Raw genomic sequence first — 21126 nt, forward strand, 5'->3', positions numbered from 1 at the left:
ACTATGAGAGCTTTATCTAAACTAAAAGCCGAACCAGGCATTTGGATGGTTGACGATGCTCCTATTCCAGAGTATGGGCATAATGATATTCTTATAAAAATCAGAAAAACTGCAATTTGTGGTACTGATTTACACATTTATAACTGGGATAAATGGTCACAAGAGACTATACCTGTACCAATGATTATTGGACATGAATTTATTGGTGAGGTGGTAGCATTAGGTGATGGAGTGCAAGGGTTTGATATCGGTGACAGAGTTTCAGGAGAAGGTCATATTGTATGTGGACACTGCAGAAATTGTAATGCAGGTAAGCGCCATCTTTGTCGTAAAACTATCGGCATAGGCGTAAATGTACAGGGAGCTTTTGCTGAGTACCTAACTATGCCAGCTAGTAATGTTTTTAAAGTCCCAGACACAATCTCTGATGAAGTTGCTAGCATATTTGACCCCTTAGGTAATGCTGTCCATACTGCTCTATCTTTTAACCTAACAGGTGAAGATGTACTTATAACAGGAGCTGGACCAATTGGTCTTATGGCTGTTAAAATTGCTAGGTTTTGCGGTGCAAGAAGAATTGTAGTAACAGATATAAATGAATACCGCCTTAAAAAGGCTAAAGATTTTGGAGCGACTTTTGTATTAAACGTAGCACCATATAAAAATCAGGAAGATTTAAATACTGAAATGCGAAAAATAATATCTGGCATAGGTATGACTGAAGGATTTGATGTTGGCTTAGAAATGTCTGGAATTAATTCAGCTATCTCAATGATGCTTGAAGTTATGAATCATGGAGGTAAACTCTCTCTTTTAGGAATCTCTGCTAGTGATATTTCAGTTAATTGGGGAGCTATTCTTTTCAAAGGATTAATATTGAAAGGAATTTATGGCAGAGAAATGTTTGAAACATGGTATTTGATGTCAAGTATGTTGCAAGCAGGCATGGATATGAGTCCTGTTATCACTCATAGAATGAGCATTAATGACTATAAGGAAGGATTTGAAATCATGAAAAGTGGTAAGTGTGGAAAAGTAATTCTTGACTGGAGTAATTAATGGAAAAGTCAATCTACCATACTAAAAAAATAGATGTCCAATGGGTTTTTACACTCTTTGGGACAGCTGTTGGTGCTGGTTTACTTTATCTACCTGTTCAAGCTGGGGACAGTGGTTTTTGGGCACTATTAACTGTAATGATATTTGCACTACCTTTAACATACTATTCACATAAAAGTATGGCAAATATAGTAATAAATGCTCAAGACAAGGCTATTACAGAAGTTTTTACTCATAATCTTGGAAAGTTTTTTGGTTTAATTTGTGTAATGCTATATTTCTTAGCAATATTTTTAAATATGCCAATGTATTCAATTGGTTTAAACAATGAGTTGGGTAATTTTCTATATAAATATCATTTTTCAACTATAGACTTTTCTGATCAAATCTGGTTTAGCTTTCTCATATTAACTGTTCTAATGACTATTGTTTCCTTAGGTATAAATATAATACTTAAATTTATGCAGTTTATAGTAGTTTCACTAATAATTATGGTTGTTGTTTTAAGTGTCTATGTCATACCTTATTGGAATGGTGAATTCATTAGTAAAAGTCATTTTGAAATAATGAATTATATAAAAGGTGTATTGATGGTATTGCCTATTTTAATCCTGTCAATGAACCACTCTCCTGTTGTGTCTAGTCTTGTTGTTTTCTATAAAGAAAATATGGAAATGATTAATACAGATGCAAAAATAAAGGTTTATAAAATATTAAAAATTAATGGTTATGTACTTTTCATCTTTGTACTTTTGTTTGTAACATCCTGCTTACTGAGTACAACTATTGAAGACCTAAATACAGCTAGTGCAAATAATCTTTCAATAGTAACTTTAATTGAACAACAACATCCAATTGCATTATTAAAAATACTTGGGCCGTTGATAGTATTTACAGCTATTATAAGCTCTTTTGTAGGCTGTTATATTGGCTCTAGAGAAGCATTAAGATATTTATTTAAAAACCTTCTGAACTCTTACTACAATTTAAATATTAAAGATAAACATATCAATCTACTATGTATTTTAATAATTTTTTCTGTACTTTGGGTATGCACGGTCTGTAACTTCAAAATCCTAAATATAATAGGAATATTGGTTGCTCCAACAGTCGCTTTTTTACTATATATTCTTCCTGTTATTATTATTTACCAAAATATAAGATACCAAGAATATAGAAAGGCTAGTCTAAATGCTATGCTTGTCATTATAGGATTAACTATAATTTTTGGCTATATGATAGGGCTTATGATTAACTGAGTTTTTTTAGATAAAAAAATTGATAAATTCAAGATCTTCTTTTGTAGTTATTTTAATATTTTTCCTAGATCCTTCAACAATAATTGGAGATAACCCAAAAAGCTCTAAAGCTGATGACTCGTCTGTAATTTTTTCCATAAGATTATTATCAACACAAAACTTAAAAGCACGTTTAAGAGTATTATATCTAGATAATTGAGGAGTTTGAGCTAACCATATATGGCTACGATCTAAAGTTTCTTTAATAACCTTCTGAGATACTTTTTTAACTGTTTCAAAGGCTTTAACAGCAAGGATACCACTTTCATCTCTTCCCAATAAAACCTGATCATACAGTAGTTTAATTTCATCAAAGCTAATAGCTGGCCTAGCTGCATCATGAACGAATATCCAGGCATCATTGTGAACAGCTGCTAAAGAATGTAAAGCATTAAAAACACTTTCAAATCTTGTCTCACCTCCTTTACACACTTTAACCTTTGGATGGTTAAAGTACTGAGAAAGCTTCCAATATTCATCATTTTCTTTTAAAGAAACTATAATTAAATCAAAAAAATCTTCCTCTACAAATTTAGATAAAGTGGTATCTAAAACTGTATGATTATTGACTAGCTTTAAATATTGTTTAGGAATGTCACTACTCATTCGACTTCCAATACCAGCAGCAGGAATTATGACATATCTAGGAAGGCTAGTTGACACTATAAAAAATCTCACCTTTCTTTATTAAGCCCATATTTTGACGGGCTAAACTCTCAAGAACTTCACCATTTTTTCTTAATGAAATAACTTCAGAATAAAGCTTTGTATTTGCCTGAGTCTTATCTTTAACCTCTTTAGTCTCTGATATAACATCTGCAGATAATGTCTTATAACTTAGTAGTCCAGTATTACTAAGCCATAACTCATATTGCAGTATTGCTATCAAGAAAATAACTATAGTAATAAAAATATAGAAAAACGAATTAGATCGGCTACTCATGAAATTTTATTAATCTTCTACTTGAACAACAACTTTTTCAGTCTCAGACTCTTCAATAACAATTTCTTTAGCTTCTGAAGCTTCTTCATCTGGGCTAAATACAAAAGCTTTAACACCAGGGTAAATAGCATTTTCACCAAGCTCTTCCTCTATTCTAAGAAGTTGATTGTATTTTGCTATACGATCAGATCTAGATAAAGAACCTGTCTTAATTTGACCAGAACAAGTAGCTACAGCCAAATCGGCAATAATAGTGTCAGAAGTCTCTCCAGAACGATGAGATACAACGCAAGTATAGCCTGCTTGGCCAGCCATTGCCATTGCTTCAAAAGTTTCAGTAAGTGAACCAATTTGATTTACTTTAATCAAAATTGAGTTTGCTACGCCTCTTTCAATACCTTTAGCTAAGATACTTGGGTTTGTAACAAATAAATCATCACCAACTAGCTGAACTCTCTTACCAAGCTTATCTGTTAGAAGCTTCCAACCATCCCAATCTTCCTCTGCGAGACCATCTTCAATAGAAACTATAGGATACTTTTCAACCCAGTCAGCATAGTAGTCAACCATCTCTTGACTAGTAAGAGATTTATTTTCTGATGCTAGCTCATACTTTCCATTTTTATAGAATTCACTGCTAGCAGGATCAAGTGCGATAAATACATGTTTACCAGCTTCATAACCCGCTTCTTTAATAGCTTTCAAAATAGCCTCAATTGCAGCTTCATTTGATGGAAGGTCTGGGGCATAACCACCCTCATCACCAACACCAGCAACACTATAACCATCGTTAACTAACACTTTTTTAAGTGTATGGAATATTTCTGTACCACATCTTAAACTTTCAGAAAAAGTATCAAAACCAGCTGGTACAATCATAAATTCTTGCATATCTACATTATTGTCTGCGTGAGAACCACCATTGATCACATTCATCATTGGTACAGGCATTAAGTACTCTTTTACATCCATTAAGTAACGATAAAATGGCTTTCTTAAATGAGATGCTGCTGCTCTAGCTGTTGCTAAAGAAACACCTAAAATAGCATTAGCACCAAGATTTTTTTTGTTCTCTGTACCATCTAAATCAATCATAGTTTTATCAACTAATCTTTGATCTAAAGCATCTATACCTTTAATAGCTTGAGCAATTTTTGTATTTACATTTTCAATCGCTTTATAAACGCTCTTACCTAAGAATATTTTCTTGTTACCATCTCTAAGTTCTAATGCTTCTCTTATACCAGTAGATGCACCAGAAGGTACTGCAGCACGGCCAAACGCACCACTTTCTAAAACAACGTCTACTTCTACAGTAGGGTTTCCACGTGAATCTAATATTTGTCTAGCAAATACTTGGGAAATTAATGATGACATGTTAAATTAACTCCTTTAGTTAAATTAGTCTCTTTTGAGCTTGAAAAACTAGTTGTAATTATAAGCTAGCTATCTTAACTTTGCAATTTAATATAATTGTTTAGATTGATTATTCTGAGAGCTTATCAGATATTACTTCTTGAGCTTCAGCAAAACCCACAGTCTCTGGTGTGGCGATAGTAAACGGTGCAGTACCGGTAGCCTCTTCTCTAGATTTCAACCTATAGTAAACATATACACTTAATACTATTGAGGCTGCAAGTATTATAATGAAGAAACCTAATGGCCCAACTATCGCCATAAAATTAGTAATTATGATGGGTCCAATCACTGAACCAACACCATAAGCAATTGTTATTACCCCTATAGCACCAACAATCTCATGATCCTCAAGAAAGTCGCTCGCATGAGAAATTGATAGTGGATAAATTACAAAAGCACAACCACCAAACAAAAATATAACTATTGCAAATATAAAGGGTAAACCATATAGTAATAATGCGAGTAATGAAGTTACAACTATACCAACTACAGCTAAAAGTATGACTTTTCTACGATCAATAATATCTGATAATTTACCCATTGGAACCTGGAGCAACATGCCACCTAATATAGTAGTCATCATTAATACAGATATTAAATTATGAGTGCTGTCCATTCTAACTAAAAATATAGGTAAAATTGTATATATCGAACCAATAATAGCCCCACCAATACCTCCTGCAACTATAGCTAGAGGTACTTTTTTAAATATTTTTTTAGGAGAACATACCTCGTCCGAATGAGGTGCTGGAGCAACTGTTTTTGTAAATGCCATTAGTACAATGGCTATACTACATAAAGAAGATATAAAACAATATGCTAATAATGACTGACTAAAATGCACATTTATCATCAACTGAGATACTGCTTGTGTGCCATAGTATACAAACAAATAAATAGAAAATATAAGTCCTCTATTTTTCTTATCTGACGATAAAATACACCAACTTTCAATAATTATAAAAAGTGCTGCTAATGAGTAGCCTGAGGTAAACCTAAATATTATCCAAACAGAAGTCTCTTTAAATATCCCCAAAGTCATTGTACTTATCGCCATAAGTGATGCAAATAATACAAAAGCTCTTATAAAACCAACCCTTACAACAGTAAACTGGGAGAAATATGACCCTGTAGTCATACCTAGAAAATAAGCAGCAGAAATTATCCCTATCATAAAATTTGAACGGCCTAAGCTGTTTAATTCTATTGATGAAAATGTAGTAAAATAACCATTACCAAATGACAATACACACATTGCCACAATAGGCGTAATTATCAATAAAAGAGTTTGTCTAACAGTCATGATGATCTACTTTTAATTGGGCTTTCTTATAGTGCTGATTATAGCCTATGAAACATAACAAGTTAAGTAATTAAAGCGATAATTTTGAAATTGATTGATTAATTAATTTTATTAAAATCATTAAATTTAAGAGGCCTGACTATTGTTAGATAAAACCTAGTAAAAATGATAAAAAAGGAGGTTATAATAATTTTTTAAAGATTTATTGGGCTAAATTTATAGACACTCTAGTGAAATTCATTAGCAACTAGTTCCATAGCTCCATAAATCCCTGCATCATCACCAAGTTTTGCCAATTTAAAATCACATTCAGCATATATATCAGCGAAAGTATATCTTGCTATAGTTCTTTTTACTTTAGCTAAATACTCCTCACCAATTGCCTCCATTACTCCACCACCTAAAATGACCATTGATGGGTTAAGCATATTCAAGCTTGTCGCAAGCCCCACACCAAGATATTCCATTGCCTCATCGAGTATATCTAATGCAATTTGATCTTTCTCAGCCAATGCTTTTTTAATATGACTACTTTTTAATTTACCATTATTCTCTACAACAAGATCTATAAGTGTGCTTTTTATATTTTTCTTAGCTAAACTTTCAATCTTATTCTCAATACCAACTTTACCTGCATATGCTTCTAGGCAACCTTGTGAACCACAACCACGGCAGTAAACTCCACCACTTTTAACAATAGTATGTCCCAATTCTCCTGCTAGACCTCCATTACCAGTATAAAGAGAGCCGTTTAAAACTAGACCTCCACCAATCCCTGTTCCAACAAAGGCACCGACAATATCATCATAACCAACGCCTGCTCCATACTTCGCTTCACCTAAGATACCAACATTCACATCATTTTCTATCTTAGCTAAAACACTATATTTTTCTTCTAAAACCTCTTTTAGATTTACATCATTAATATTTATATTGACACTTTTTTTCATAACTGAAGTTTTTTTATCAACGAGTCCTGCTACACCTATGCCTATGCCTTGAAGTTTTTTATCAGCAGAAATTTCTACTTTCAATTTATCAACAACTTTAAAAAGCTGACCAATAACGACATCTGTAGCTTCTTTTGCTTTTGACTTAACTTTTGCTGTTGTTATCAATTTTCTATTTTCATCAAATAATCCAGCAGCCATATTTGAACCACCGATATCTACACCAATAAACATAACTCTATCCTTTATATATTTACTTTTTATTTTTCACAAAAACTGCGATTGATTCTACATGCATAGTATGGGGAAACATATCCATCACTCCTGTACTTACTAGAGTATAGCCTTTTTGATTTACCAAGATTCCAGCATCACGAGCTAGGGTTGCTGTACTACAAGATACATATACAATTCTTTCTACTCCAAATTTCTCGATGTTTTGACATACCTCTTGTGCTCCCGCTCTCGGCGGATCTAAAAGCATTTTGTTATATTCGAAATCGTTAAACCACTCTTTATCCTCAAAGCTTTCAAATAAGTTAGCCATGTAAAACTTTGCATTTTTTACATTGTTATTTTTTGCAGTTTCAATAGCTCTATTAACCATTGTTTGCTCACCTTCAACACCGATTACAGTCTTTGCAAATTGTGATAGCGGCAAAGTAAAATTACCAAGCCCACAAAATAAATCAATAATAGAATCATCTTTTTGAATATCTAAAAGTTCTATGGCTTTTTGGATCATTTTTTTGTTAATGTCGTTATTTACCTGTGTAAAATCACCAGGCTCAAAACCTATCTTAATATCTTTCACAGGATTATAACTTAGCTTAACAGGCTCTACATTTTGCTCAGGGTACAACCTAAAGACTGTATCAGGTCCTTTTGACTGTAAATAAATCCAATAATTATGCTCTTGGGAAAATTGCTTAATTAACTCTATATCTGAATCTGTAAATGGCTCAAGATGTCGTATGATAATAGCTGGGCGATAATCATCAATAGCTACTTCTAATTGAGCTATTTGCTTATAGTTTGAAAGATTTTCTATAAATGCAGATATCTCTGGTAACTTTTGTCCGATGAGTGGGTTTAATATCACACATTTTTCTATATCTGCTAAAAACCTGCCATTTCTTTCTCTAAAACCAACTAAAATTCTACCTTTTTTTGTAACAAACCTTACGCCTAATCTAGCTTTGTTACGATAGCCTTCAGTATTTTGTGATAATAGCGGTTCTAGAATTGATTGTGGTTCAACACCTTCACCAATATATTTTAGCTGATTTAATAAAGTTTCTTGCTTAAGCTTAATTTGCGCTTGTGATGACATATGCTGTAAGCTACATCCCCCACAGATTTCAAAATGCTCACAAATAGGCTCAACCCTTTCTGCTGACTTAGAAATATATTCTACAACCTTACCTTCATCAAATTTGGCTTTTGAAAAAGTGTATTCAAATTTAACTTCTTCACCTGGAAGAGTAAAAGGTATGAATGTTGTTTTCCCATCAACCTTTGCAATACCTCTTCCATCGTGACTTAAAGAAATTATTTGTGCTTCAAAGATACCCTCTTTGAGTTTATTACGGCGTGATCTGCCCATTTGATTTATTGAGAAAGTTATATTACTTAGAATTTTATGGGATATAAGCTCTAAAGACAAATATTTTTTTATCAAATACTACAAAACCATATTATAGTTATCGATCTAATTAAAGATCTAAACTTTTTCCATCATACGCTGATGTATGACCTGGTGCAAATTCAGTCATACCCGGTTTAGAATGTGAAAAAATCATATTAATTTTCTTATCATCATTTGATAAACCATCAATTTTAGCAGGATAAATTGCAAAATTGACCTTGCCTAATGATGAAGATAGGATTTGGATTTGCCCATCTATAGGTTTAGTATCTAAACTTTTAGTAGGACCATAAGCACCACCAACATTTGCAAATACATTATACTTTGTATTTTTCACATCTGAATTTTCAGGCACAAATATAAACATATTTGAGCCTTTCATTGTCTTAGCTCCAAATCCAGCTGCAAACCATCCACTACCATCTTTTGACCAACTTTTATTTTTAGATAAATCAACGGCAAGAGTTCCACAAATATGATCTTCATATTTGAAATATGAAAAAGACATATCTTTCATAGTTATGGTTTTCGCCTCTTGCGATTGCGGGCAAGCATCATTTGTAGATATTTGAACTTGTTGGGTTGTAGGCTCAGCAGAATCATTTTTATCAGCACTAAAAGCTGAACTATAGCTAGTTAACCCAGTTAACATCAATAAAGACAAAGGTAATATTTTTTTGTTCATACATATCCTTTTATAAGTTAAATTCTAATGTATATTTATACATTCATATTAAGACTAGTGTAAATAATAAGGTCTACTACAAAGATTATCAGATGAAACCTAAAACTACCACAATATTCAGACATAAAAAAAGGCAGTATAAACTGCCTTTTAGTATCGTGGTGGGTGCAGAGGGGCTCGAACCCCCGACCCTCGCCTTGTAAGGGCGATGCTCTCCCAGCTGAGCTATGCACCCGATAGAGAAGTATTATATAGCCATATTAAAATATGTCAATATATTTTATTACTATCCTTCAATCTCATTTCTAAGAATTTGCTCAGGAGTTATTTTAGACTCAGCAACTTCACGCAAAGCTAAAACTGTAGCTTTCTCTTTTTTCTCTTCTTCTGACTCAGAATAGCCATTTTTTAAGATATTATTAGCTCTCATAGAAGCCAATACTACTAAGTCAAACCTTGTTTCTACCTTATCTAAACAATCTTCTACTGTTACTCTAGCCATTTCTTACTCCATTTTTCTTTAATAGTTGCTTCACTTTATTATAAATCACATTTATAACTGTTTTGTTTTGTGCACCATCTGGTATTATAATATCAGCTTTTCGCTTAGATGGTTCAATAAACTTAATATGCATTGGGCGAACAGTATTTAGATATTGACTAACAATACTATCAACAGTTCTACCCCTTTCTTTTTGGTCTCTTAGCATTCTTCTTATAAAGCAAAGATCCGAAGGTGTATCCATATAAACTTTAAAATCCATCATTTTAAGAAGTTTTGGATCATTGAAAAGCATAATCCCCTCTAAGATAATTACACTTACTCCTGCACTAATTGTTTCAGCTTTTTCCTCTATTCTTGAGTGCGTAGAATAGTCATAAAAAGGCACTTCAATATCTTGCCCAGAAATAAGTTTTGCTAAATCCTTTTTTAAAAGCTTATGATCAAAAGCATCAGGATGATCGTAGTTTATATTGCAAGCTTCTTCATAACCTACAAGAGCGCCCCAATTTTTATAGTATCTATCTTCCGATATAACAGCTATTCTTTTAAGGTGTCTTGAGTGAAGTTTTTTGATAATAGCATTTGAAAAAAGCGTTTTACCTGAGCCTGAGCCACCAACAATACCTATTATAAATACATCTCTTGCCACAGTATATTCCTATAATTCTATTTTTGGTTGGCTTTTAGCAATATGATCAAATTCTTTTAACACCTGTAAAAAAGCTTTTATTTTGTACATAGGGAATGAATTTGGACCATCACTCAAAGCCTTTGAAGGATCTGGATGAGTTTCCATAAATAATCCATCAATACCTACAGCAATAGCAGCTTTTGATAATACCGGTACAAATTCGCGTTGACCACCAGAAGTACCACCCTGACCACCTGGAAGTTGCACAGAATGAGTAGCATCAAACACTACAGGACAATTAGTTGATTTCATAATCTCAAGTGAACGCATATCAGAAACAAGATTATTGTAACCAAAGCTTACACCTCGTTCACAGACCATGATCTTTTCATTACCTGTAGATTTGGCTTTTGCTACTACATGCTCCATATCCCAAGGTGCTAAAAACTGACCTTTTTTGATATTTACAGGAATATTTTGCTTACAAACTTCTGTTATAAAGTTTGTTTGGCGACATAAAAATGCAGGAGTTTGTAGTACATCTACAACTTCTGCAACTTCTGCAAAAGGGGTATCTTCATGTACATCTGTAACAACTGGTACACCAAATTCTTTTTTCACTTTTGCAAGAATCTCAAGACCTTTATCTACACCCAAGCCTCTAAAGCTGTTTATAGATGATCTATTTGCTTTATCAAAAGAAGACTTGTATACAAAGTTAATTCCTAACTCTTTAGTTACTTCAGCAAGAAATCCAGCGGTATCCATCGCCATTTGTTCAGACTCAATTACACATGGTCCAGACATTAAAAAAAATGGTTTACCATTACCTACTTCAAAATTTGCAATTTTCATAGTACTCTCTAATTAAAATGTTCTTTGAAAAAAATATGTAAGATTATTATACAGAAAAAGATGAGCCACAACCACAAGTAGTTTTGGCATTTGGATTTCTTATTATAAAATAAGCACCCTCAATATCATCTTTATAATCAACATCGGCACCTACTAAATATTGAAAACTCATAGAGTCAACTAAAAGTCTTACTCCATTTTTAGTAATTACCATATCATCTTCTTTTTGGTCATTATCAAATGCAAAAGCATATTGAAAGCCCGAGCAACCACCACCAGTTATATAAACTCGTAAACTAAGCGTGGCATCACCCTCTTCTTCAATAAGCTCTTTCACTTTCAAAGAAGCTGACTCTGTAAAATTAATAGGATCAACTTGTTGTACTTCTACACTCATAAGACTACCTCTTTACTATACCAACCTTGACTCTACCCATTCTATCAACTGCTTGAACAACAACCTCCAAAGGTTGTCCTTCAGATAGGGAGTTTGTTTTGATACCTGCTTGCTCAACATCAGCAAATGGTAAATAGCCATCTTGCTTACCAAACAAATTCACAAAAGCACCTGAGTCAAGTATCTTAACTATTTTACCTTTATAAACTTGTCCTTCTTCAGCTTCAGCTACAACTTCTTCAACCATCATAACAGCCATATCTAAAGAAGCCTTATCTCTTGCAAAGATTTTAACTTCACCAGTGTCGCTTGTATCTATTTGCGCACCAGTTTTTTCTGCAATACCTTTTACAGTAGAACCACCACGACCAACAACATCTTTAATCTTAGCTGGTTTGATGTTCATAACATGAATTTGAGGAGCAACATTAGAAACAGTTTCTTTATGTTCTTTAATTACTTCATTCATAATACCAAGTATATGTAATCTACCACTACGAGCCTGCTCTAAAGCTTGCTCAAGAATATCACGAGAAATACCTTTGATTTTGATATCCATTTGAAGTGCTGTAACACCATATCTAGTACCAGCAACTTTAAAGTCCATATCTCCAAGATGATCTTCATCACCTAAGATGTCAGAAAGCACCGCATATTTAGAGCCATCTTTGATAAGACCCATAGCAATACCTGCTACTGGCTCAGCGATAGGTACACCTGCATCCATCATAGATAAAGATGAACCACAAACTGTAGCCATTGAGCTTGAACCATTTGATTCTAAAATCTCAGAAACTATTCTCACTACATAAGGGTATGCATCTTGATTTGGAAATACTGCTTGAGTTGCTCGTTTTGCAAGATTAGCATGACCAATCTCACGGCGCTTAGGTGCCATACCAACCATACCGCACTCACCTACAGAATAGGGAGGGAAGTTATAGTGAAGCATGTAACGAGATCTTTCCATACCATCTAGGCTCTCAACCATCTGTGCATCACGATCACTACCTAGTGTCGTTACAACTAATGCTTGAGTTTCACCACGTGTAAATAATGCCGAACCATGAACACCCGGTAATACGCCAGTTTTAACATTGATTGGACGAATTACATCTGTAGCTCTACCATCGATTCTTGGACTACCTTCAAGTATATTTGATCTTACAAGGTCTTTTTCTATATCATGGAAAGCATCAACTATTTCTTTTTCTGAATAGTCGTGATTGTCAGTATCATTTGTATAAACATACTCTAATACTTTCTTTCTTAATTCAGAAAGCTTCACATTTCTTTCTTGTTTAGATGCAAATGAATAAGCATGTTTTATTTCACCAAAGAAATTTGACTTAATTTGAGCCTTAAGAATCTTATTAATCTCATAAACAGTATACTCCATAGCTGGTTTTGCAGCTACTTTTGCAAGTTTAGTTATAGACGAAATAATAGTCTTTAAATGCTTATGTGCATATAAGATACCACCAAGCATAACTGACTCAGGTAAGCTTTTAGCTTCTGACTCTACCATCAATATAGCATCATCAGTACCAGAAACCACTAAATCTAAAGCTGATTCTTTTAAATCTTCTTTATTTGGATTAAGCGTGTATTTTCCATTCACAAAACCTACTCTTACACCAGCAATTATATCCTCATAAGGAGCACCAGTAAGCGCTAGAGAAGCTGACGCACCTATTAGAGCTAACATATCTGGTGAAAAACTACCATCATAAGAAATTACAGTCGCTACTATTTGGATTTCATTAAAAAAACCATCCGGGAAAGATGGTCTAATAGATCTATCTATAAGGCGAGATATAAGAATCTGCTCTTCTGAAGGTCTACCTTCTCTTCTTAAAAACCCACCAGGAATTTTACCTGCAGCATATGTTTTTTCTAAATAATGTACTGAAAGAGGAAAAAAATCTTGTCCAGGTGCTACTGATTTCTTAACAACTGTAGTTACTAAAACCACATTGCTACCACAGCTTACTGTAACAGAACCATCAGCTTGACGAGCCATGCCGCCAGTTTCGATAGTTATCTCTTTATCCCCTAATTCAAAAACTTCTTTGTATATTTTCACGATTAAACCTTATTTTTTGATTTTGTGATGTAAGAATGATTTTTAGATGGATTATTTTAATATTATCTACGTAGATTTAACTTTTTGATTAGGCTACGGTATCTTTCTACATCTTTACCATGAAGATAATCTAGTAATTTACGGCGTTGACTCACCATTTTTAAAAGACCTCTTCTTGAATGATTATCTTTTTTATGAGAAGCAAAGTGACCTTGAAGATCATTAATTCTTGCAGTTAAAAGAGCAACTTGCACTTCTGGTGAACCAGTATCACCCTCTGATTGTTGGTGTTCTTTTACGATATTTTGTTTATCTTGAGTTGTTAACATAATATTACTCCGTTTGTTTTTAAATTAAATCAACATTGAATAAACCGCACAAAGGGACAGTCTATCGAAAAAATATTATATACTATATAGGAGGGTAAAACAAAGAATATATACTGTTAAGTTACTTAATTCTATTAATGATAAATATGAACTACTGCATTTAAGCGTAACTGATATATTGATTAAAGCTTATCAGGTTTAACTCCTAATATTTGCAAGCTATTTAACGCCACTTTAGCAAAAACAGGCGCTGCAACTGAACCGCCACCATAACTATCACCTTTGGGATTATCAATGGTCACAGCAACAGCTATCTCAGGATCACTAGCTGGACTTATACCAATAAAACTTGCCAGATAATTTGCCCCATAAGTACCACCAGAAAGCTTACGTGCTGTACCTGTTTTACCAGCCACATGATATAGTGGGATAATTCCCTTAGAACCTGTTCCACCAGAACCTTCTACAACTGACTGCATCATACTAAGCATCTCTTTTGATACTTTTTTTGTAACTATAGGCCGAGAATCAACCTCCTCCCCAACTCTTCTTTTCAAAATTGTTGGTTTTATATAGTTACCATCATTTGCAATAGCAGATGCTCCTGCAACTAGTTGCATATCAGTAGCATTCATACCATAACCAAAAGATAATGTAGCAAGTTGGAAATCACCCCACTTATCTTTAACAGGCACAAATCCTTCTCGTTCTCCTGGAAGCTGTATACCTGTTTTATCACCAAAACCAAATTTACGTAAAGATGACTCTAAAATAGTCGGGTCCGTTAAGCCTAATATCATTCTTGAAATACCAACGTTACTAGATTTCATCAGAATATGTCGAAGATCTAACTCACCATAATCTCTAAAATCTCGAACTGTGTTTTTGCCAATACGATAATGACCTGGATGAGTATTTATAATAGGTTCTTCAGGCGTGTAGTCATCCCCATAAGTAAGGGCTGTAGCTGCTGAAAATGTTTTCATCACAGAACCTAACTCAAAAACATCTGTTACCGCTCTATTACGACGATTTTCAGGAAATGCATCAGCCATACTATTAGGGTTATATGAAGGATAGTTAGCCATCGCAAGTATCTCGCCTGTACGAATATTTTCAACTATAACTGATCCAGCATCAGAGTTACTACTAATCACACCTTCTTTAAGGTATTTGTAAGCTACATACTGCAATCTTGAATCAATACTCAGCTGCAAGTTTTGACCATTTTTAGGAGCAATAAATTTATCTTGCGCTTTTGATGCCACACCGCCATGTAGATCCTTTTTATACTCAAAATAACCATCTGTTCCTGTAAGAAACTTATTAAACTCTAACTCCAGACCTTCTTGACCTTTACCGTCCACATTAGTAAAACCAACTATATGTGATGCTACTTGAGCTAACGGATAATAACGTTTGAATTCACGCTCAATATGAATTCCTGGAATATGCATTAAGTATATTTCTTGAGCCACATAGGGTTGAACTTTTCTTTTAAGATATACAAATCCACTCCTACCTTCTCGCTTCTTTACTTGTCGCTTGATTTTTTCCTGCGTTGACTTTGCCAGGTCTAATGTTTGCATAATCTTTGCAAGCTTTGGGCTAGATGCTTTAATATAAAAAGGGTCAACCCATATAGTGTCAACCGGTGTACTAATAGCTAGAGGATCGCCATTTCTATCTAATATAATCCCTCTATACGACTTAATAACAACACTTCTATCACTACGATTATCACCTTCTTGCTTAAGCTTCTGATGCTGACCTGTTTCCATATAAACAAGCTTTGAAAAAAGTACGGCAAAACTTATTACAAGCATTATTATGACTATTAAATGCCTAAATTTAGGACTGTAGCTACTCATCAGTCGCATCCTTTTTGATATTTAAAAATTCCATTTCATTTTTAGTCGGTAAAGACATATTTTCTTTATCAGCAAACTCTTCAACAGAGGTTGGTGTAGCTAGCGAACTATATTCAAGTACGATCTGACTCCACTGCTCATCAAGATGTGCCTGCTCAATTATTAAATCTTTTTGCTTACTTAGCTCTAGCTTATAGTGAAATCTCGTAACAATAAGACTAAAAGCTGTAATAAGTAATATGAAAAGCAGTAAAAAAGCTAAAGCAACGGTTTTTTTAAAAAAACTATTTTTTAAAGATTCAAAAAGTCTAATTCTTATTTGACGATTTGTAAGGATCATAATTTTTCAACCACTCTTAAAATTGCACTTCTAGAACGCACATTTTGTCCCAATTCTTCTTGGCTTGCTTTAGCTTTTTTAGTCACCCATTTTAACTCAGCACTTAAACATTGTTGTGGCAACATCCTAGTAATCCTATTTACTTCTTGTTTGGGAAATATAATATTTGTAAATTTTTGTTTTACGATTCTATCTTCTAAAGAATGAAATGATATAGCTGCAATTCTGCCACCAACTCTTACTACTTCTAAGATACTTTCTAAAAGATCTTCTAAGTCTCCCAGTTCATTATTCACATAAATTCGTAATGCTTGAAAACATCTAGTTGCTGGATTTTTCTTCTCTCTCTGTCCTATTATTGCTCGGATTAATTCAGCGAGCTCAGCTGTAGTTTTTATACTTCCATTTTCCTGTATATGCGCTTTTATTCTACCAGCTATCTTCTTAGCAAACCTTTCTTCACCATACACCTTAAATATATAAGCAAGCTCTTCCTCTGATAGCTCCTCTAGAACTTGACTAGCTGTAAGACCTGTTGTCACATTCATACGCATATCTAACGGACCGTTACGCATAAAACTAAACCCTCGTTCAGCGTCATCTAACTGTGGTGAAGAAACGCCAAGATCCATAATTATGCCGTCAATTCTACCTATTAAACCATTTTCTCTACAATAGTTATTTATCTGAGTAAAACTAGTATGAACTATTTCAAAATTGTTATATTGTGAGAAATTCTCATTAGCATATTTGATAGCCTCTAAATCCTTATCAAAAGCAATTAGTCTGCCTTTCCCAGAAAGTTGAGAAAGGATCGCTTTAGAGTGACCACCTCTACCAAAAGTCGCATCAATATAAATCCCTTCAGGTTTTATACTTAACCCTTTTATCGATTCTTTTAAAAGTACTGAAAAATGCATCTTATTTAAGCCTTAACTAAATCTAAAGCAAGCTTTTTAGCTTTTGAAAAATCGGTTTTACCTGAGCCAAGCTTTGGTATAGCTATCACTTTAAAGTAATTTGATGGGCGATATAAGTTTTCAATATTTGAGTGTCTTACAATATCCTTTAACTCATCTTGAGCTAACTCTTCCAAAGTATAGAGCAAATTAATAATCTCACCTCGTTTTGCATCTGGTGTAGCTACAGCTAAAATCTCAAAATCAATTTTATGCGAATCATAACCCTTTTCACGCAAAGCATCATAAACCTGTTGTTCAAGCAAACCTAAACTAACCATCTCACCAGCAATCTTTGCAAACCTAGAGTACCTATCTACAACAGTAAGATATCCATCACTATCAAGCTTACCTTTATCACCAGTTATATACCAAGAATGTCCATACATATCGAGCATGACTTTTTTAGTTTTAGCAGGATCATTTAAATAGTAGTCCATTTTATTTACACCACGATAAACGACCATACCTTCAGTGCCTAAAGGTAACTCCTCATGTGATTCTGGATGAACAATCTTAAATTGTCCTCCAGGCACAGTAAGTCCAACAGTGCCTATCTTGTTCGGTGCTTTAGTTGGTCTGTTTACTGCAGCAACTGGTGAGAGCTCTGTCGTTCCATACCCTTCACTTATAACTTTATCAAATTTAGCTTCAAACATTGTGCGCACTTCTTTAGAAAGTTTTTCAGCACCTGTCACTATATATCTTAGCGTTGCTAAATCCTCTTTTTTAACTGTTCTGTTTTTTGTATATATACGTAAGAATGTAGGTGTTGCACATAAAACTGTAACCTTGTATTTACTAATAAGGTTTGCAACACCCTTAGCATCCGTAGGATCTGTATGACAAGCAATGAAACCACCTTGAAAAAATGAAACCAAAGATATAGTAAGTCCAAAAGCATGGAATATCGGCAAAATACCAGCAACCGAATCATTCTCACTACATTCAATAACCTTAGTACTTTGATACACATTTGCTAGGAGATTTTTATGACTAACGGCTATACCTTTAGGCACCCCTTCACTACCACTACTATATATTATAAAGGCTAAATCTTCTAACTTAGTCTTTGCAACGTATTTGTTTACGAGCATATTTTCTGGCAAATATTTAACCTGTAAATATGTAAGAAGTGAGTCAAACTTAGTAATACTAGCTTTAATATCCTCAAGATATACAACCTGACACATACTAAAAACTTTCTCAACCATAAAACCTTTTCCAGCTAGCTTTTCAACGAATGCTTTAGAGGTAATAATTGTCTTAATCCCTGCATTTGTAATAGCATGATGAAGAGCTTCTTCTGAAGCTGTGTAGTTTAGATTTACAATTGATTTAGCAGATATCATCAACGCCATAATCGCTAAATAACCTCCAGCGCTTGTAGGTAGACAAACACCCACACTACCCTGACTTTCTGTAAGCTTACTGAGCTTTTTAGCCATCAAAATTGATGCTGTTGCAAACTTGTGACCATCCAAATCTACACCTGTAGTATCACTTATCACTCTATGAGTACCTGCATTTAACATTTGCCTAAACCATATCTCAGCCGGTTGGTTTAACTGTAAAAGATACTCTTCCCAAGTCTTGACTGATAAGTTCTCAAACTCTTCATTGAAAGTTCTCAGACTCTGAAGTTTTGCAACATCAAAAAACACTTGTCTATCTAAGTTTTTTCGTTCTGAAAAATGAGGTAACTCAACGCCACAAATACAAAGAATAAACCTATCATCGCTTTGTTCAACCTGAGAAATAAAACCAGTATTAACAATAAGCACAGAATCACGATCCCAGAAACTAATATGTTCAATATAACTGATCCCTGTGTTTGTAAGATATTTCTCTAACCCTTTAGCGCGATTATCGAAGCTATCTAAAACAGTTAAATTCGCACCTGTAAGATATGTTTTAAATGCTAATATAGAAACTATTGAAGTGTCATTAGCTATCACGATAGAGCCTTTCTTAAATAACGAAAAGTCTATATCTTCATTACACTCATATAAGTAAACTTGATTAAATCTTTTATGTACAGCCGACTTTAACTGGTTTAAAGGCATATTTCTCCTAAATCTAGCATAAATGTATTAACGCTAATATGTTATCATATAGTCACTATAATGTTTATAGCTTAATATAAATTATGCCTGAGTTACCTGAAGTTGAAACAGTCAAAAATGGTCTTGGAAAGACTGTTCTCGGAAAAACAATTTTCAACATTCAAATCAATACAAATAAACTTCGCTATCCGTTGTGCGAAAAAGAATTTAAACTTCTAGAGAATAAAACTATAAAAAGCATCGATCGTAGAGGTAAACATTTAGTTCTTTCTTTTGAAAATGAACTCCAGCTAATTGTTCATCTAGGCATGTCCGGTGTTATTAAAGTAAAAAACACTTCTAAATATGAGCAAATCAAACATGACCATATAGTCATAACTCTAAATGATGATCTAAGCATAATTTATAATGACCCGCGTAAATTTGGCTACTGGCTCATTAATCAAAACTCTTCTCCTTTAGAGCATAAGGTTTTGGCTACTCATGGGGTCGAACCTCTAACTGATGATTTTAATTCAGCATATCTCTTATCTAAGCTAAAAAAAACTACTAGAAAAATAAAGCAAACAATTATGGATAATCCAATAGTTGTTGGTGTTGGTAACATCTATGCAAGTGAAGCATTATTTGATAGCAATATATTACCTACTAGACCATCAAATACTATTACCAAAAAAGAAGCTGAGAAACTTGTCAATTCAATCAAAGTAATTTTGAAAAAAGCTATCGCAGAAGGTGGAACAACCCTCAAAGACTATAAAAATACCGAAGGCAAACCAGGATACTTCACACAGCAATTAAATGTATATGGTAGAACTGGAGAACCATGCTATATATGTGACTCAAAAATAGACAGCTTAGTAATAGCTCAAAGGAATACTTTTTTTTGTAAGAAATGTCAGAAATGAAACATATATATTTTAAATTTTTGGTATTAAACAGGTTTCAAACAACCATTCACATGAGGTTATACAGATGCTGGTTTGTTAGCATTTTTACTACCTAAATTCATAACAAACTCATAACCATAAACGATAAAGAATGACATTAGTAACCACACTAACCATTTAAAAGCATTTTGGACTAAAACAACATTTAACGGATTCCCAATTATATAATCCATAAACAGCTGCCTAATAAACATCCCATGTATAGCTATTAGAAGAATAGAGAATATTAAAGCTGACTTAAACTTCCCAAGTGACAAAAGCTTATTGCGAGCAAGATGATAAATAATAATTGCTGAGAAACCGTATTCTAACGAAGTGATTGCAGCAACATATCGAACATCCCACGAACTAGCCACTTTCATTGCATTTGAGATCTAACCCATTCTGGAAGCCACTCTACTGTAATTACATGAACAACAAATCCATTTGCTGATGCAATGGTCACAACCATAAAAATAAGTATAATTTTCATATGTTATTTTTTTATTGGATAAAACTATCCGTTATAGCTATCATCCTGAAAATTTCAAAACGATAACTATAGCGTAATATAGATGGCTATAATTTCATAAAACCCCATCATTATAACAAAAAATTATCACCATCATAAAATATATCTATTTCACTTATAAACAAATAACCGTAATAATAAACACATAAATACAAATATTAGAGGTAAAACATGAAAAAAATAATTATTACAAATATCATAACAGTAGGTTTAATGTCTAGCGGATTTAGTTTAAGTTTAGGTATGAAAGATTGTGGATCTTTAGCTATAGAACAATCATCTTATTGTCATATGTTATAAACCCATATTCTATAGAGAGTT

At 33.6% G+C, this 21126-nt stretch carries 22 protein-coding genes and 1 tRNA gene; 4 read left to right on the forward strand and 19 right to left on the reverse strand.

Features of this window, described 5'->3' with window-relative positions:
* Nucleotides 1-3 precede the first annotated feature (3 nt).
* Together tdh and CDH04_RS06135 are read left to right on the forward strand one after the other, a co-directional pair.
* Nucleotides 4-1059, forward strand: coding sequence for an L-threonine 3-dehydrogenase (tdh, locus tag CDH04_RS06130; protein WP_112870913.1), 1056 nt, complete (start codon nt 4-6; stop codon nt 1057-1059).
* Complete coding sequence (locus tag CDH04_RS06135) at nt 1059-2318, forward strand: amino acid permease (RefSeq protein WP_112870189.1); 1260 nt, start codon at nt 1059-1061, stop codon at nt 2316-2318. Before tdh ends, CDH04_RS06135 begins: the two co-directional genes overlap by 1 nt.
* Nucleotides 2319-2324: 6 nt before the next feature.
* On the opposite strand, the gene ispD is transcribed toward CDH04_RS06135, so the two are convergent.
* The 18 genes from ispD to migR all read right to left on the reverse strand — a co-directional run bounded on the left by ispD (nt 2325) and on the right by migR (nt 19344).
* Complete coding sequence (ispD, locus tag CDH04_RS06140) at nt 2325-3020, reverse strand: 2-C-methyl-D-erythritol 4-phosphate cytidylyltransferase (protein WP_244909957.1); 696 nt, start codon at nt 3018-3020, stop codon at nt 2325-2327.
* Nucleotides 3010-3300, reverse strand: a complete 291-nt coding sequence (locus tag CDH04_RS06145) for an FtsB family cell division protein (RefSeq protein ID WP_112870190.1) — start codon at nt 3298-3300, stop codon at nt 3010-3012. The genes ispD and CDH04_RS06145 overlap by 11 nt, the downstream gene beginning before the upstream one ends.
* 9 nt (nt 3301-3309) lie before the next feature.
* Nucleotides 3310-4677 carry a phosphopyruvate hydratase gene (gene eno, locus CDH04_RS06150; protein ID WP_112870191.1) on the reverse strand — a complete coding sequence of 456 codons (1368 nt, stop codon included), beginning with the start codon at nt 4675-4677 and terminating at the stop codon, nt 3310-3312.
* A 109-nt stretch (nt 4678-4786) separates the two neighbouring features.
* Nucleotides 4787-6022 carry an MFS transporter gene (locus tag CDH04_RS06155; protein WP_112870192.1) on the reverse strand — a complete coding sequence of 412 codons (1236 nt, stop codon included), beginning with the start codon at nt 6020-6022 and terminating at the stop codon, nt 4787-4789.
* Between the two features lie 227 nt (nt 6023-6249).
* On the reverse strand, nt 6250-7206 hold the full coding sequence (locus CDH04_RS06160; protein WP_112870193.1) for an ROK family protein: 957 nt from the start codon (nt 7204-7206) through the stop codon (nt 6250-6252).
* 19 nt (nt 7207-7225) lie between these two features.
* Entirely contained in the window at nt 7226-8578 is a 1353-nt protein-coding gene (gene rlmD / locus CDH04_RS06165; protein WP_112870194.1) for a 23S rRNA (uracil(1939)-C(5))-methyltransferase RlmD, read from the reverse strand.
* Nucleotides 8579-8687: 109 nt separating this feature from the next.
* A complete protein-coding gene (locus tag CDH04_RS06170) occupies nt 8688-9305 on the reverse strand; it encodes a hypothetical protein (protein WP_112870195.1) in 618 nt (205 codons plus the stop codon).
* A gap of 159 nt (nt 9306-9464) precedes the next feature.
* Nucleotides 9465-9540, reverse strand: a tRNA-Val gene (locus CDH04_RS06175).
* A gap of 51 nt (nt 9541-9591) precedes the next feature.
* On the reverse strand, nt 9592-9807 hold the full coding sequence (rpoZ, locus tag CDH04_RS06180) for a DNA-directed RNA polymerase subunit omega (RefSeq protein WP_112870196.1): 216 nt from the start codon (nt 9805-9807) through the stop codon (nt 9592-9594).
* The gene (gene udk, locus CDH04_RS06185) at nt 9800-10459 is read right to left on the reverse strand and encodes a uridine kinase (protein ID WP_112870197.1); all 660 of its coding nucleotides are present in this window, start codon (nt 10457-10459) and stop codon (nt 9800-9802) included. The genes rpoZ and udk overlap by 8 nt, the downstream gene beginning before the upstream one ends.
* Nucleotides 10460-10468: 9 nt before the next feature.
* Nucleotides 10469-11296, reverse strand: coding sequence for a 3-deoxy-8-phosphooctulonate synthase (gene kdsA, locus CDH04_RS06190; protein ID WP_112870198.1), 828 nt, complete (start codon nt 11294-11296; stop codon nt 10469-10471).
* A gap of 46 nt (nt 11297-11342) precedes the next feature.
* Nucleotides 11343-11693 carry an iron-sulfur cluster insertion protein ErpA gene (gene erpA, locus CDH04_RS06195; protein ID WP_112870199.1) on the reverse strand — a complete coding sequence of 117 codons (351 nt, stop codon included), beginning with the start codon at nt 11691-11693 and terminating at the stop codon, nt 11343-11345.
* Between the two features lie 4 nt (nt 11694-11697).
* Complete coding sequence (gene pnp, locus CDH04_RS06200) at nt 11698-13779, reverse strand: polyribonucleotide nucleotidyltransferase (RefSeq protein WP_112870200.1); 2082 nt, start codon at nt 13777-13779, stop codon at nt 11698-11700.
* A 62-nt stretch (nt 13780-13841) separates the two neighbouring features.
* Nucleotides 13842-14108, reverse strand: coding sequence for a 30S ribosomal protein S15 (gene rpsO / locus CDH04_RS06205; RefSeq protein ID WP_112870201.1), 267 nt, complete (start codon nt 14106-14108; stop codon nt 13842-13844).
* 182 nt (nt 14109-14290) lie between these two features.
* Complete coding sequence (locus CDH04_RS06210; RefSeq protein WP_112870202.1) at nt 14291-15979, reverse strand: peptidoglycan D,D-transpeptidase FtsI family protein; 1689 nt, start codon at nt 15977-15979, stop codon at nt 14291-14293.
* Complete coding sequence (gene ftsL / locus CDH04_RS06215; protein ID WP_112870203.1) at nt 15972-16319, reverse strand: cell division protein FtsL; 348 nt, start codon at nt 16317-16319, stop codon at nt 15972-15974. The genes CDH04_RS06210 and ftsL overlap by 8 nt, the downstream gene beginning before the upstream one ends.
* A complete protein-coding gene (gene rsmH / locus CDH04_RS06220; RefSeq protein ID WP_112870204.1) occupies nt 16316-17239 on the reverse strand; it encodes a 16S rRNA (cytosine(1402)-N(4))-methyltransferase RsmH in 924 nt (307 codons plus the stop codon). Before rsmH ends, ftsL begins: the two co-directional genes overlap by 4 nt.
* A 5-nt stretch (nt 17240-17244) precedes the next feature.
* Nucleotides 17245-19344 carry an iglABCD operon regulator MigR gene (migR, locus tag CDH04_RS06225; RefSeq protein ID WP_112870205.1) on the reverse strand — a complete coding sequence of 700 codons (2100 nt, stop codon included), beginning with the start codon at nt 19342-19344 and terminating at the stop codon, nt 17245-17247.
* An 83-nt stretch (nt 19345-19427) separates the two neighbouring features.
* Here migR and mutM point away from each other — a divergent pair, with 83 nt between their 5' ends.
* Nucleotides 19428-20252: a bifunctional DNA-formamidopyrimidine glycosylase/DNA-(apurinic or apyrimidinic site) lyase gene (gene mutM, locus CDH04_RS06230; protein WP_112870206.1), complete on the forward strand. Its 825-nt coding sequence runs from the start codon at nt 19428-19430 to the stop codon at nt 20250-20252.
* A gap of 59 nt (nt 20253-20311) precedes the next feature.
* Here mutM and CDH04_RS06235 read toward each other — a convergent pair whose 3' ends face one another.
* Nucleotides 20312-20656, reverse strand: a complete 345-nt coding sequence (locus CDH04_RS06235; RefSeq protein WP_200164482.1) for a hypothetical protein — start codon at nt 20654-20656, stop codon at nt 20312-20314.
* 320 nt (nt 20657-20976) lie between these two features.
* Between CDH04_RS06235 and CDH04_RS10045 the strand changes: the two genes are divergently transcribed.
* Entirely contained in the window at nt 20977-21105 is a 129-nt protein-coding gene (locus CDH04_RS10045) for a hypothetical protein (RefSeq protein WP_265575270.1), read from the forward strand.
* The last annotated feature ends 21 nt before the right edge of the window (nt 21106-21126 follow it).

The organism is Francisella adeliensis (assembly GCF_003290445.1).
Taxonomy (GTDB): Bacteria; Pseudomonadota; Gammaproteobacteria; order Francisellales; family Francisellaceae; genus Francisella; species Francisella adeliensis.

What these genes read in the sequence shown, in the direction of transcription:
- tdh (WP_112870913.1), top strand. Translation starts at nt 4, where the DNA reads ATGAGAGCTTTATCTAAACTAAAAGCCGAACCAGGCATTTGGATGGTT.
- CDH04_RS06135 (WP_112870189.1), top strand. Translation starts at nt 1,059, where the DNA reads ATGGAAAAGTCAATCTACCATACTAAAAAAATAGATGTCCAATGGGTT.
- CDH04_RS06145 (WP_112870190.1), bottom strand. Translation starts at nt 3,300, where the DNA reads ATGAGTAGCCGATCTAATTCGTTTTTCTATATTTTTATTACTATAGTT.
- eno (WP_112870191.1), bottom strand. Translation starts at nt 4,677, where the DNA reads ATGTCATCATTAATTTCCCAAGTATTTGCTAGACAAATATTAGATTCA.
- CDH04_RS06155 (WP_112870192.1), bottom strand. Translation starts at nt 6,022, where the DNA reads ATGACTGTTAGACAAACTCTTTTATTGATAATTACGCCTATTGTGGCA.
- CDH04_RS06160 (WP_112870193.1), bottom strand. Translation starts at nt 7,206, where the DNA reads ATGTTTATTGGTGTAGATATCGGTGGTTCAAATATGGCTGCTGGATTA.
- rlmD (WP_112870194.1), bottom strand. Translation starts at nt 8,578, where the DNA reads ATGGGCAGATCACGCCGTAATAAACTCAAAGAGGGTATCTTTGAAGCA.
- CDH04_RS06170 (WP_112870195.1), bottom strand. Translation starts at nt 9,305, where the DNA reads ATGAACAAAAAAATATTACCTTTGTCTTTATTGATGTTAACTGGGTTA.
- rpoZ (WP_112870196.1), bottom strand. Translation starts at nt 9,807, where the DNA reads ATGGCTAGAGTAACAGTAGAAGATTGTTTAGATAAGGTAGAAACAAGG.
- kdsA (WP_112870198.1), bottom strand. Translation starts at nt 11,296, where the DNA reads ATGAAAATTGCAAATTTTGAAGTAGGTAATGGTAAACCATTTTTTTTA.
- erpA (WP_112870199.1), bottom strand. Translation starts at nt 11,693, where the DNA reads ATGAGTGTAGAAGTACAACAAGTTGATCCTATTAATTTTACAGAGTCA.
- rpsO (WP_112870201.1), bottom strand. Translation starts at nt 14,108, where the DNA reads ATGTTAACAACTCAAGATAAACAAAATATCGTAAAAGAACACCAACAA.
- CDH04_RS06210 (WP_112870202.1), bottom strand. Translation starts at nt 15,979, where the DNA reads ATGAGTAGCTACAGTCCTAAATTTAGGCATTTAATAGTCATAATAATG.
- ftsL (WP_112870203.1), bottom strand. Translation starts at nt 16,319, where the DNA reads ATGATCCTTACAAATCGTCAAATAAGAATTAGACTTTTTGAATCTTTA.
- rsmH (WP_112870204.1), bottom strand. Translation starts at nt 17,239, where the DNA reads ATGCATTTTTCAGTACTTTTAAAAGAATCGATAAAAGGGTTAAGTATA.
- migR (WP_112870205.1), bottom strand. Translation starts at nt 19,344, where the DNA reads ATGCCTTTAAACCAGTTAAAGTCGGCTGTACATAAAAGATTTAATCAA.
- mutM (WP_112870206.1), top strand. Translation starts at nt 19,428, where the DNA reads ATGCCTGAGTTACCTGAAGTTGAAACAGTCAAAAATGGTCTTGGAAAG.
- CDH04_RS06235 (WP_200164482.1), bottom strand. Translation starts at nt 20,656, where the DNA reads ATGAAAGTGGCTAGTTCGTGGGATGTTCGATATGTTGCTGCAATCACT.
- CDH04_RS10045 (WP_265575270.1), top strand. Translation starts at nt 20,977, where the DNA reads ATGAAAAAAATAATTATTACAAATATCATAACAGTAGGTTTAATGTCT.